The organism is Sorangium sp. So ce281 (assembly GCF_051527395.1).
Lineage (GTDB): Bacteria > Myxococcota_A > Polyangia > Polyangiales > Polyangiaceae > Sorangium > Sorangium cellulosum_B.
The window spans coordinates 1235569-1247823 of record NZ_CP150322.1 but is presented as its reverse complement, the minus strand read 5'-3'; the positions used below and the strand labels follow the sequence as shown (position 1 = coordinate 1247823).

The following is a 12255-nucleotide window of genomic DNA, read 5'->3' as shown; positions in this document are numbered from 1 at the left end:
TGGCCCGACCACGGGCGGCGGCGTGGACATGGACCGTCTTTGATGGGTACCGAACCGGCGCCCTGACATCAAGGGGATGCTCGCGATTTCGCGAGCTCGGCAAGAGCTGCATCGGTTACTGGGTTACCGGGTCACCGGGTTACGGCGTTACGGGGTCACGAGGATATGTGGTGACGAGGATACGCGGATACAAGGTGACGCGGCTACGAGGTCGCGAGGACACGCGGAGCCCCTCGCGGTCGAGTCACCCAGGAGCTCCGCCGCGGCGCCCGCGCCGTGGCGTGGGCGCCACGGCGATGCCCGCGGCGCGCCGCCCACAGCGTGGGTATTGAGCGACACGCCACGGGGCCAGCGGCGACGCGGCAACGACGCCGCCGCTGGAGGCCTGGTCACCAGGACCGCCGCGCTGGCGTGCGACGCCTGCCCGCGCCGCTCCGGACGCCCTCGCCCTCCGTCAGGCCTTGATCACCTTGGGGTTCGCCGCGCGGTAGACGCCGCGGGCGTCGACGATCAGGGCGGCGTGGTTCAGCACCAGATCGTAGTCGACCACGGAGTGGTCGGTGACGACCATGACCGCGTCGTGGCTCTTGAGCGTGTCCTCGTTGAGGGGGACGGACGAGAGCTCCGGCAGATGCGGCCAGGTGCGCATGCGCGGCAGCTTGGGCACGTGCGGGTCGTGGAAGCTCAGCACGGCCCCGAGCTTGCGCAGGAGCTCGATGATCTCGAACGCGGGGCTCTCGCGCGGGTCGTCGATGTCCTTCTTGTAGGCGACGCCGAGGAGCAGGACCTTCGTGCCTTTCAGCGCCTTGCCGCGCTCGTTCAGCGCGAGCTGGAGCTTGTTGACGACGTAGTGCGGCATCTCGACGTTCACCTCGCCGGCGAGCTCGATGAACTTGGTGGACACGCCGTACTCGCGCGCCTTCCACGCGAGGTAGAACGGGTCGAGCGGGATGCAGTGGCCGCCCCAGCCCGGGCCGGGGTTGAACCGCATGAAGCCGAACGGCTTGGTCGACGCGGCGTCGAGCACCTCCCAGACGTCGATGCCCATGGCGTCGTAGACGACCTTGAGCTCGTTCACGAGGGCGATGTTGATGGCCCGGAAGATGTTCTCGGTCAGCTTCGCCGCCTCGGCCGCGCGCGCCGAGGAGACGGCCACGACGCGCGCGATCGCCTGCGAGTAGAGCGCCTGCGAGAGGACCAGCGACGCGCGATCGACGCCGCCGACGACCTTCGGGATGGTCGCGGTGCTGTGATCGCGGTTGCCCGGGTCCTCGCGCTCGGGCGAGAAGGCGAGGTAGAAATCCTGCCCCATGCGCAGGCCTGATTGCTCGAGGATGCCCTTGACGAGCTCATCGGTCGTGCCGGGATACGTGGTGGACTCGAGGACGACGAGCTGCCCCTTCCGCAGCCGCTCCTTGATCTTCTGGGCGGAGCCGACGACGTAGCTCATGTCGGGCTCCCGCTGGGCCGTCAGCGGGGTCGGGACGCAGATCAGGATGGCGTCAGGCTCGCCGAGCCGGGAGAAGTCCGCCGTCGCCTCCAGTCGGCCCGTCTTGGCCGCCGCCGCGATGCGCGCGGGATCGAGGTGCTTGATGTAGCCCTTCCCCTCGCTGAGCGCGGTGACCTTCGCCGGGTCCACGTCGAAGCCCAGCACGCGGAAGCCCTTCTCGATGAACGTGAGCGCCAGCGGCAGGCCGACATAACCCATGCCGATGATGCCCACCTGGGCTTCGCGGGAGTTGATCTTGGCCAGGAAGCTCTCGACCGCAGGGGGATGCGTCTCTGCCATGTCCTTTTATCTCCAGTGGTGGAGGGGAGCCGCCATGCGGATCCCGACCCAGTTTCGAAGAGAGGGGCCCGACGCTACCACAGGCCCCCCAATTTCGCTCGAGTGTCGCGTGGGGCCCCAACGTCCGGAGGGGAAAAATGCTCCTCGTTGCGGTCCGCACGCTGGTTACGCTCGTTACGCTCGTTACGCTGGCCACGCTCGTTACGCCGGCCACGCTCGTTACGCTCACCGCACTCATCACGCTCGCTGCGCGCGCTTCGCTCGTCACCCCGGGTCGGTGACATTCAGGAAACGCCTTAACGACGGCGGCGGACCGCTTCGCGTGCGAGCTGGAGGAAGTCCCGTGATGCCTGCCGCGCGATGAGCAGCGCGGAAGCGACGAAGGCGAGCCCGCCGACCACCACCTCGGCGCCAAGGCGGCCCCCGCGGGGCAGGTCGTGGAGCGACCGCATTCCGTAGCGAACGGCGAGCACCGCGGCGACCATGGGCACACACGCGAGGAGCGGGCGGACCAGCGGGCGCAGGAGCCGCATGTACGGGACGCCGTCGGCGCGCTTGACCACCCAGAGGCTCGCCAGGGCGTGCACCCCGAACGCGACGCCGACGCCGGCGCAGGCCCAGAGGACGCCGCCGATCGTTCCGAGCAGCGCGATGCCGCCGACGATCGCGGCCACCTTGAGCCACTCCAGGACCATGATCGTCCGCGTCCGGCCGTAGACCTGCATGTACGAGGACAGGACCCAGCCGATCGGGCGCGTGACGCCGAGCGCGGACAGCACGGCGAGGAGCGGGCCGGCCGGCTCCCATGCCTCGTTGAAGAACGTGTCGTTCAGGATGGTCGGGGCGACCGCGCCGAGGCCCACGGCGAGCGGGAAGATGATGAGCGCGAGCAGCGTGAGCGCGCGGACGAGCGCCGCCTTGCGCTGCTCCGGCTCGAGCTTCGCGAACGACGGGACGAGCACGTCGCCGATGCGCTCGCCGACCTGGGAGGCCGGGATGTCGGCGAGGTTCCACGCGAGGTTGTAGAGCCCGCCGACTTGCTCCCCGAACAGGCGGATCATGACGAGGTTGTCCCACTTGGAAGCCCCGAAGTTCGCCAGCGACCCGAAGTTGAGCGGGATGCCGAAGGCGAACAGCTCGCGCGCCTTCTCGCGCGACAGCGGGCTCGGCGTCAGCCACTCGGCGAGCTTCACCGCCGGGACCGTGGTCACCACGCGCACGACGGCGCGCAGGAGCGTCGCCACCACGATGGCGTTTCCCCCCCAGCCGAGCACGGCGAGGGAGACGGACGCCGCGGTGTAGGTGAGCTCGCCGGCGGCGTTCCGGAGGCTGACGCTGCGGAAGCGCATCTCGCGGATGAGCAGGCGATCGGGGACGTACCAGATCCGATCGATGAACATCGCGAGAATGAGCCCCGGCATGAACTCGAGCATCCCGGGCGCGCCGACGAGGTGCACCGCGATCGGCTCCCGGAGGAGGTACACGACGGCGATCGCGACGAGGCCCGCCACGTGGAAATAGACGGTCGCGTTGAAGACCATCTGGCGGTCGAGGTTGGGCCTCGACGCGATGAACTGGCCGGTCCCGAGGCTCGACATGAAGTGCGCCGTCATGATCACGACGGACGCTGCCGAGACCTCGCCGTACACATCCGGCGCGATGAACCGGGTGAGCACGAGGGTGCCTATCAGGCCGAGCACGCGCGAGCCGAGCCCGGTCGCGATCGTCCAGACCGCGCCGAGGACGGCCTTTCGGGCAAGCGCGGAGGAGCCGGCCACGATCAGGGCACGAAGACGGTATCGCCAGCCTTGAGCACGAGGTCCTGCTCGGGCCGCTTGCGCGAGGCGATGTCGTCGTAGTTGATGGGGATGTGCCGGAATTTGCCCGGGCTATCCATGCGGATGAGCAGGATCTGATCCGTCGAGGCGAACTGGTTGGGACCGCCGGCGAGCGCGAGCGCCTCGGAGACGGAGACGAAGTAGTTGGAGGCGAAGATGCCGGCGCGCGCGACGTTGCCGCTGACCACGAACCGGTAGCTGTTGATCCCGGTCACGGCGACGGTGATCACGGCCGTCTCGTCCTTCACGAACTCGGCGAGCCGCTTCTTCAGCTCCTCGCGCACCTGGGTCGGCGTCCTGCCGGCCACGTAGACGTCGCCGATGAGCGGCATCGTGATGACGCCATCGGCCCGGACGAGCGCCTCGCTCGACAGGTCGGCCATGCGCCAGACGTTGATCCGGATCTGGTCCCCTACCCCGATCGTGTATTCGTGCTTACGCGGGTCGTACTCCTTCGCGTAGTTCGCGGGATTGTAGACGTACGTGGGCGCGCACCCGGCGGAGAACGCGGCGAGGGCGAGCCCTGCCGCTGCCGTCAGAAGCACTCCTCGCATGAAGGACCGTTTCGTGGGACGGGCTGTGCCTTCCATGGGCGTCTGCATTGAGGAGGATGTCAGGCGGTACGGGGTTGCGATCACACGGCGATCACGGGGCGATCACGGGGCGATCACGGGGAACGAGGTGAACTCGGCCATACGGCGGCGCGATTCACCGAGCGGCGCCAGCATTGCAGGAAGGCCGTCCGCCGCCAAGGGGAAGTTTTCGTACCGCGGCAAGACGCGGGATCCTCGCGAGGAACCAACTTGACGGGCCGATGACCTCTCTCGAAAGTCGGCTTTGATGCTGCTTCATCTGCAACGGATCGCGGTCCCCTTCGAGTACCCCGTCTACTTCACGGAGGGCGTCTTCTCGCCGAGCAACGCCGACCTGGCGGCCGCCATCGCCGCGAAGGAGCCGCGCCGGCGTCACCGCGTGCTGCCGGTGATCGACGGCGGCGTCGCGGCGGCGTGGCCGTCTCTGGCGGACGAGATCGCGCGGTACGTGGACGCGCGGCCGGACCTGCTCACGCTCGCGGCCGAGCCGATCGTGGTGCCCGGCGGCGAGGCGGCGAAGAACGACGGCGCGGCGACGGCGGCGCTGCAGGCGAGGCTCGACGCGCTGGGGATGGATCGGCAGTCGTTCGTGATGATCGTCGGAGGCGGCGCGGTGCTCGACATGGTCGGCTACGCGGCGGCGACGGTGCACCGAGGCGTCCGGGTCGTGCGGATCCCGACCACGGTGCTCGCGCAGGCCGATTCCGGGGTCGGCGTGAAGAACGGCGTCAACGCGTTCGGGAAGAAGAACCTGCTCGGCACGTTCGCCCCGCCGTTCGCGGTGCTCATCGATCCGCGCTTCCTGGAGACGCTGCCCTTGCGCGACAAGGTGGCGGGGATGGCGGAGGCGGTGAAGGTCGCGCTGATCCGGGACGCGCGGCTGTTCTCGTGGCTGTCCGAGCACGCGCCCGCGCTCGCGTCGGGGTCGCTCGCGCCGCTCGCGCAGCTCGTGCGCCGCTCGGCGGAGATCCACCTCCAGCACATCGCGAGCGCGGGCGACCCGTTCGAGCTCGGGAGCGCGCGGCCGCTCGACTTCGGGCACTGGGCCGCGCACAAGCTGGAGTCGCTCACGAAGCACAGGCTCCGCCATGGCGAGGCGGTCGCGATCGGGATCGCGATCGACACGCTGTACGCCGAGCTGGCCGGCCTGTGCAGCCAGGCGACGGCGACCGCGGTGGTGGCGGCGCTCGAGGCGCTCGGCTTCACGCTGTGGGACGACGCGCTCGCGCTGACGCGCACGTGCGAGAGGGCGGAGCGGGGCGAGCGGGGCGAGCGGCTCTGCGTGCTCGATGGGCTGGACGAGTTCCGCGAGCACCTCGGCGGGGAGCTCACGGTGACGTTGCTCGAGGACGTGGGGCGCGCCCGCGAGGTGCACGCGATGGAGGAGCGGCACATCGTCGCGGCGATCGCGCGGCTGCGCGAGCACGCCGGGCGGCGGGGCGCGCTCGCGGCGACCGGCGCGACGGGAGCGGCGAGCGCGGCCACGGGAGCGGCGAGCGCGGCCACGGGAGCGGCGAGCGCGGCCACGGGAGCGGCGAGCGCGGCCACGGGAGCGGCGCAATCATGAGGCTCGCGTGCGCGGGCGCGCCGCACCTCACGTACTGCACGAACATCCACGCGGGCGAGACGTGGTCGGAGGTGAAGCGGAGCCTCGAGACGCACCTGCTCGCGATCTGGTCGCGCGCGGCCGGCGGGGAGGAAGGAGCGCTGCGCGGAGGAGGCGGCGGAAGCGGCGGAGGCGGCAGCGGGGCGGAGGGCCTGGGACCGAGCGCGCGCCGCCGGTGCGGGGTGGGGCTGCGGCTCTCGGCAAGGGCGGCGGCGGAGCTCGCCGAGCCGGCGGAGCTCGACGCGTTCCGCGATTTTCTCGAGCGGAACGGCCTCTACGTGTTCACGCTGAACGGCTTCCCTTACGGCCGGTTCCACGGCGCGCCGGTGAAGGAGCGCGTGTACCTGCCCGACTGGCTCGACGAGGAGCGGCTCGCGTACAGCGATCTCCTGGCGACGCTCCTCGCCGAGCTGCTGCCGGCGGACGAGGGCCTGATGGGAAGCGTCAGCACGTTGCCCGGCGCGTTCAGACCGCGGGTGCGCACGCCGGGCGACGCGGCGGCGATGGCGCGGCGGCTGGTCGAGCACGCGGCGCACCTCGTGGAGATCCGCCGCCGCACGGGCAAGCACATCGCGCTGGCCCTCGAGCCGGAGCCGTGCTGCTTCCTCGAGACGACGCCCGAGGCGATCGGCTTCTTCGCCGATCACGTGTTCGCGCCGGAGCGCGCGCGCGAGCTGTCGGCGCTGGCCGGGATGAGCCTGCCGGGCGCCGAGGAGGCGCTCCGGAGCCACCTCGGCCTCTGCTTCGACGCGTGCCACATGGCGGTGGAGTTCGAGGACGCCCCCGCGTCGCTCGCGGCGCTCCGCGCGGCGGGCATCGGCGTGCACAAGGTGCAGCTCAGCGCCGGGCTGCGCGCCCGCGTGGCGGAGCGCGAGCCGGCGACGATGGCGAGGCTGCGCGCGTATGCGGAGGACGTCGTCTACCTGCACCAGGTGGTCGAGCGGCGCGGGGGCCCGGGCGGGGGCGAGCTCGTCCGCTACCTGGATCTCCCCGAGGCGCTGGCGGCGCTCGACGGCGGGACCGCAGCGCCGCCCGGGGCGCAACCGGAGGAGTGGCGAGTCCACTTCCATGTGCCGATCTTCCGGGAGCTCGAGGGCGCGCTCGCGACGACGCAGCCGGAGCTGGCGGCGCTGCTGTCGCACCTGCGAGACTCGCCAGCGACGCAGCACCTCGAGGTGGAAACCTACACCTGGGATGTACTGCCGGAGGACCAGCGCCGCGGCGGGCTGGTCGAGGCGGTGGCAAGGGAGCTCCGCTGGGTGGAGGACCGGATGGTGGGTAACGGAAACGTAGGCGCCGGCGAGGGCAGAGGCGTCGGCGCGAGCCGTGGAGTCGGGGGTGGCCGCGAGGTCGGGGCTGGCCGCAGAGTCGGCGCGAGCTCCGCTGGGCGAGCGGACAGCGAAATCGGCGCGAATTCCGATCGCCCAGCGGACAGCCGAGCGAGGGCAGGGCGATGAGCTCGCGCGCACGGGTATACCTGCGGCTCGGCCGCGTCTCGAACCTGCCCACGGTGTGGACGAACGTGCTCTGTGGCATGGCCCTGTCGGGGTCTGCGCCGCGGGCGCCCGAGGTGGCGCTGGTGGGGTTCGCGGTGTCGCTGATGTACGTGGGCGGCATGTTCCTGAACGACGCGTTCGACCGGGAGATCGACGCGCGCGAGCGGCCCGAGCGGCCGATCCCATCCGGCCTGGTGAGCGCCCGCGAGGTGTTTGCGGTCGGCTACGGCCTGCTCGGGGCCGGGGTGCTGCTCGTGGGCGGCCACGCCTATGTGGCGAACCGGGGGATGGCGCCCGCCCTGGCGAGCGCGCTGCTCGCCGGGGCGATCGTGCTTTACAATGCCTGGCACAAGGGGAACCCGCTGAGCCCGGCGCTGATGGGGGCGTGCCGCGTGCTGGTCTATGTGACGGCGGCGTTCGCGGCGGGGGGGCACCTCGGGAGCGCGGTGATCGCCGGGGGGGTGGCGCTGCTGTTCTATTTGATCGGGCTGACCGCGATCGCGAAGCAGGAGAACCTGCTGGCGGTACGCAGCCTGTGGGCGCTCGGCTTCATGGCGGTCCCGTTCCTGGCGACGCTCGGCGCGCCGCTCACGGGGATGATGGGGACGATCGCCTACGGGGCGCTCGCTGGCTGCGTGATCCACGCGGTGAGGTTGCTGCGGGGGGCGCGGAAGGACCGGATCCCGCGCGCCGTGGTGACGCTCATCGCAGGGATATCGCTGCTGGACGCGGTGCTCATCGCGAGGAGCGGCGCGCCGGGCGCCGGCGGCGCGGCGGCGCTCGCCATGCTGGGATTTCCGCTGACGCTGGTGATGCAGCGGGTGGTGAGGGGGACGTGAGGGAGAGGTAAGAAGAGCCACGCCCTACCTTCCGGCCGAGCATCAGCCCGAGTTTCGGGAGAACACGTGAGTCACAGGAGACACGCGCACATGTCCACATATCGCCCCCGAATGAAACAGGCCGGCTTTCTGGCGTTCGTCCTCGCCGGGTCCGGGTGCGGGCTCCTCCTCGGGCTTGGCGACTTCGAGGACGCTTCCACTTCAGGGAGCCAGAGCGCTGGCGGGAATGGCGGCTCAAATGCGTGCCCCCCTGACACATCAGAGCAATGCTATAGTGGCCCGCCTAGCACCGCGAAGGTTGGGCTCTGCCGCCCCGGAACCCGGACGTGCGACAGCCGAGGCGAGGTCTGGAGCGCCTGCCAGGGCGAGGTGGTGCCCCAACAGGAGAGCTGCGCCTCCACCGAGGACGAGAACTGTGATGGGTTCGATTGTGCGCTGTGGGCAAAAACGTTCGATACATCCAGCAGCGCTGCAAGCATCCACTCGATAGCCTTCGACAGCGAAGAAAACATCATCGCGGCTGGCTCGTTCGCGCGCTCGATACAGTTCGGACCCGAGCCGCTGGTCGGCTCCGACGACGACGACTCTGGCGTCGACGCTTTCATCGTCTCCTTCGATAGCGCCGGAAACCATCGCTGGAGCCGCCAGATCGGCGCTCCGCTGGCCCAGGAAGCGACATCTGTGGGCGTCGACAGCGTGGGCGACGTCATCGTCACAGGGATCAACACCGGCAGCTTGAACCTCGGAGACGAAAACGTGGGCCCGGGTATCTTCGTCGCGAAGTTCGACAGCGACGGGAACCACCTGTGGAGCAAGGGCATCGGCGGATCACCGGCGGGCGATTCCGGCTTCGTGGCAGGTCATCCAAAGGTCGAGATCATGCCCGACGGCGACGTGCTCCTCGCTGGAAACTTCGCTGGCACCCTCCAGTTCGACGATGACCAGTTCACCACCTATCCCGCGGAGGCGTATGACATCTACGTGGCGAGGCTCGACGGAGAGACCGGGTCCAGCAGCGCGGCGGACGGCGGATGGGTCCAGCGATTCAAGAGTCAAGGGGACGACACCTTGACCGGGCTCGCCGTTCACTCGAGCAGCAACATCATCATCACCGGGAATTTCGCTCAGAGGATCGAGTTCGGCTCTCTCTCACCGGCGATCAACGAGGGAATGTTCCTCGTCAATTTGAACAGGGACGGAAGCCCCGCCTGGGCCCGCGGCTTCGCCAATGCTGAGCCGACCGCGCTGAGCATCGACACGCTCGGCAACATCTCTGTGACAGGCGCCTACGAACATCCCACCGATTTCGGGGGCGGCGCTCTGCCAGAGTGGAGCCAAATGGCGTTTACGGCGCAGTTCAACATCACCGGAAACCACATATGGAGTCGCGGCTTCAGAGGGGACATCACGACGGCGAGCATCAGCACCGACGCGAACAACAATGTCATCGTGCTCGGCACTGTGGCGTATGAAGTGAGAATCGACGACGGCGAGATACTGTATGTGGAAGAGATGCCATCGCCCATAGTCATCAAGCTCGACCCCGAGGGAAGAACGGTCTGGAAAAGGTGGTTCCCTCTCGAGCCTTTCGGCGCGGGACCTGCAGGGGCCGCCAAAACACACCCCGGAGGCGGAACCGTTATCGCAGGACGAGGGGTCAACACCACCGACCAGAGCACGACCATCGATTTTGGGACCGGCCCGCAACCCATAGTAGACAACGCTCTCTTCATCGCGAGGCTCGGCAAGTGAGCGCCTCGCGATGCCGCACGAGCTGACCGGCAGGCCGCACCGAGGCAGCTCGTGAGCGTTCAGTCAAAGATGTGACTCAGGACGATCTCCTTGATGTCCGCAGCATGAATGCTCCTGTTCGGCAGCAGGGACGCATCGGTCGACGCCACGAGCGGCCCCTCTCTGGCGCTCTCGGTCACGCGACCGTGAGAGCCCTTCACGAGCGAAGCGTCCAACGAGATGACATCCATCAGATAGCGGAAACCGAGCTTCTTCTTGAGTAGCCTCCACGCGACGTGGGCCGGCGGGAGACGCAGGCCCGCATCGACGAAGAGCTCCACGGGGTCATAGCCTGGCTTCCTGTGGATATCGACCGTCCTCGCGAACTCGGGGGCCTTGCTGTCATCCGTCCAATAATAGTACGTGAACCATCGGTCCTTCTTGGAGACGGCGACGAGCTCACCTGACCTCGGGTGATCCAGCCCGGCGGCGCGCTTGCCCTCGCCGTCGAGGACGAAGTCCACGCCAGGCAGCTTCACGAGCAGGCTCTTCACCTCGTCGATCCTCTCCGGGCGTCGAACATAGACGTGCGCAATCTGGTGGTCGGGCACCGCGAACGCCTCGGAGGCTCCCGGATCCAGCTTCTCCAGGCCACGCTCGACGCGCACGCGAATGAGCCCTTGCTCCCGCAGCGCCCGGTTGATGTGCACAGCGCCCGTCACAGGCGTGATGCCATACTCGGAGAGCACCAGCACCCGCGCTCCGTCCTTGCGCACGTGCTCGATGAGCTCCCCGCAAACGGCATCTACCGCTCTGAGATCCTTCTCGACGGCTGGGTCGCCCGGGCCGAGCCGCTGCAGGTTGTAGTCGAGGTGCGGAAGGTAAACCAACGTCAACGTTGGCCGTCGCGTGTCATACACATGGCGCGCACATCGCGCAATCCACTCCGTCGACCGGATATCCGCATTCGGACCCCAGAAATTGAAGAGCGGGAACTCACCCAACCGGCAGACGAGCTCATCTCGCAACGACGCCGGCTCGGTGTAAATATCCGGCAGCTTGAGCCCGTCCGCCCAGTAGATCGGCCTCGGCGTTACGGCATAGTCTGCCGAGCTGTACATATTGTACCACCAGAACAGCTTCGCGCAGGTGAACGTCGGATCGCGCCGACGCGCGGCTTCCCAGATCTTCTCACCTGCCACGAGCTGGTTCGCCTGACGCCACAGGTTCACCTCGGCGATGTCGCGGAAGTACCAGCCGTTCGCGACACAGCCGTGCCCGCTCGGGAGGAGGCCTGTGGTGAACGTCGACTGGACCGTGCACGTGACCGCCGGCAGGACGGTCTGAAGAGGACGCATCACGCCCTCCCGTGCGAGCCGCTTCAGGTTCGGCGTGGAATCGCCGAGAAGCTCGCCGGTGAGCCCGACGACATTGAGGACGACGGTGCGGTGCATACGTTGGTTCGATCAGCCCTTCACGACGGGGGCCTGCCCGCGCAGGACCGAGTTCCCCTCGAACAGGGCGCGCTGATCCACCGCAGGCGCTTCGCCGAACTCTGCGAGATCCAGCCGGCCGCTCTGGGAGAAGAAGGCGAGGGGGTTCTTCCAGACGATCCGCTCGATCACCTCGTCCGCGATCCCATTCTCACGCATCCGGGCCGCCGTCTTCGGCACTTTCAGGGGATCGCTCACGCCCCAGTCCGCGGCGCTGTTGATCAGCATCCGCTCCGCACCGTATTTCTTGACCAGCGCGACCATCCGGTCTTCGTCCATCTTGGTGTTCGGGTAGATGGAGTGACCCGCCCAGCAGCCCGACGCGAGCACGAGCGGCAGCGTCTCCTCGTTATTGTGATCGATGAGCACGCGCTCCTCGGGGAACCGAAGCTCTCGCACCGCGGCGAGCGTCCGCTCGGTTCCCCGCTTCTTGTCACGGTGCGGCGTGTGTACGAGGATGGGAAGCTCGTGCTCCCTCGCGAGCTCGACCTGCAGGGCGAAGTACTTCTCTTCGTCGGGCGTCATGTCGTCAAACCCGATCTCGCCGACAGCGACCACGCCCTCCTTGTCGAGGTAACGCGGCAGGAGATCGATGACACCTTGCGCCACGCGAGGGTTATTGGCCTCCTTCGGATTGAGCGCCAGAGTACACAGGTGACGGATGCCGAACTGGCTGGCCCGAAAGCGCTCCCAGCCGAGCAGGGACGTGAAGTAGTCCTCGAACGAGCCGACGTGCGTCCTCGGTTGACCGAGCCAGAACGCCGGCTCGAGGACGGCCACGATGCCGGCCGCGGCCATCGCCTGGTAGTCGTCCGTCGTCCGCGATGTCATGTGGATGTGGGGATCGAATAGCTTCAAGAGTCCCTCCGC

General features: G+C 68.5%; 9 protein-coding genes. 4 read left to right on the top strand and 5 right to left on the bottom strand.

Going from position 1 to position 12255, the window contains the following annotated elements; all coding sequences use genetic code 11:
• Nucleotides 1-454: 454 nt before the first annotated feature.
• From WMF27_RS04615 to WMF27_RS04605, 3 genes are all read right to left on the bottom strand, one after another.
• Nucleotides 455-1789 (bottom strand): nucleotide sugar dehydrogenase, encoded by a 1335-nt coding sequence (locus WMF27_RS04615; protein ID WP_437943875.1) that lies wholly within the window; start codon nt 1787-1789, stop codon nt 455-457.
• A 296-nt stretch (nt 1790-2085) separates the two neighbouring features.
• Nucleotides 2086-3567 carry an oligosaccharide flippase family protein gene (locus tag WMF27_RS04610; RefSeq protein WP_437761468.1) on the bottom strand — a complete coding sequence of 494 codons (1482 nt, stop codon included), beginning with the start codon at nt 3565-3567 and terminating at the stop codon, nt 2086-2088.
• 2 nt (nt 3568-3569) lie between these two features.
• Nucleotides 3570-4181, bottom strand: coding sequence for a polysaccharide biosynthesis/export family protein (locus WMF27_RS04605; RefSeq protein WP_437761469.1), 612 nt, complete (start codon nt 4179-4181; stop codon nt 3570-3572).
• 283 nt (nt 4182-4464) lie between these two features.
• Here WMF27_RS04605 and WMF27_RS04600 point away from each other — a divergent pair, with 283 nt between their 5' ends.
• The 4 genes from WMF27_RS04600 to WMF27_RS04585 all read left to right on the top strand — a co-directional run bounded on the left by WMF27_RS04600 (nt 4465) and on the right by WMF27_RS04585 (nt 9913).
• Entirely contained in the window at nt 4465-5787 is a 1323-nt protein-coding gene (locus tag WMF27_RS04600) for a 3-dehydroquinate synthase (protein WP_437761470.1), read from the top strand.
• Nucleotides 5784-7283 (top strand): metabolite traffic protein EboE, encoded by a 1500-nt coding sequence (eboE, locus tag WMF27_RS04595; protein WP_437761471.1) that lies wholly within the window; start codon nt 5784-5786, stop codon nt 7281-7283. Before WMF27_RS04600 ends, eboE begins: the two co-directional genes overlap by 4 nt.
• Nucleotides 7280-8161 carry a UbiA family prenyltransferase gene (locus tag WMF27_RS04590; protein ID WP_437761472.1) on the top strand — a complete coding sequence of 294 codons (882 nt, stop codon included), beginning with the start codon at nt 7280-7282 and terminating at the stop codon, nt 8159-8161. The genes eboE and WMF27_RS04590 overlap by 4 nt, the downstream gene beginning before the upstream one ends.
• A gap of 372 nt (nt 8162-8533) precedes the next feature.
• Nucleotides 8534-9913, top strand: a complete 1380-nt coding sequence (locus WMF27_RS04585; RefSeq protein WP_437943874.1) for a hypothetical protein — start codon at nt 8534-8536, stop codon at nt 9911-9913.
• Between the two features lie 59 nt (nt 9914-9972).
• Here the strand turns inward: WMF27_RS04585 and WMF27_RS04580 are convergent, their stop codons facing one another.
• Nucleotides 9973-11346 carry an alkaline phosphatase family protein gene (locus tag WMF27_RS04580; protein ID WP_437943873.1) on the bottom strand — a complete coding sequence of 458 codons (1374 nt, stop codon included), beginning with the start codon at nt 11344-11346 and terminating at the stop codon, nt 9973-9975.
• 12 nt (nt 11347-11358) lie between these two features.
• The gene (locus WMF27_RS04575; RefSeq protein ID WP_437761475.1) at nt 11359-12243 is read right to left on the bottom strand and encodes a TatD family hydrolase; all 885 of its coding nucleotides are present in this window, start codon (nt 12241-12243) and stop codon (nt 11359-11361) included.
• Between the last annotated feature and the right edge of the window lie 12 nt (nt 12244-12255).

Coding starts and splice junctions, on each gene's coding strand:
- WMF27_RS04580 (WP_437943873.1), bottom strand. CDS start 11,346: ATGCACCGCACCGTCGTCCTCAATGTCGTCGGGCTCACCGGCGAGCTT.
- WMF27_RS04605 (WP_437761469.1), bottom strand. CDS start 4,181: ATGCGAGGAGTGCTTCTGACGGCAGCGGCAGGGCTCGCCCTCGCCGCG.
- WMF27_RS04615 (WP_437943875.1), bottom strand. CDS start 1,789: ATGGCAGAGACGCATCCCCCTGCGGTCGAGAGCTTCCTGGCCAAGATC.
- WMF27_RS04590 (WP_437761472.1), top strand. CDS start 7,280: ATGAGCTCGCGCGCACGGGTATACCTGCGGCTCGGCCGCGTCTCGAAC.
- eboE (WP_437761471.1), top strand. CDS start 5,784: ATGAGGCTCGCGTGCGCGGGCGCGCCGCACCTCACGTACTGCACGAAC.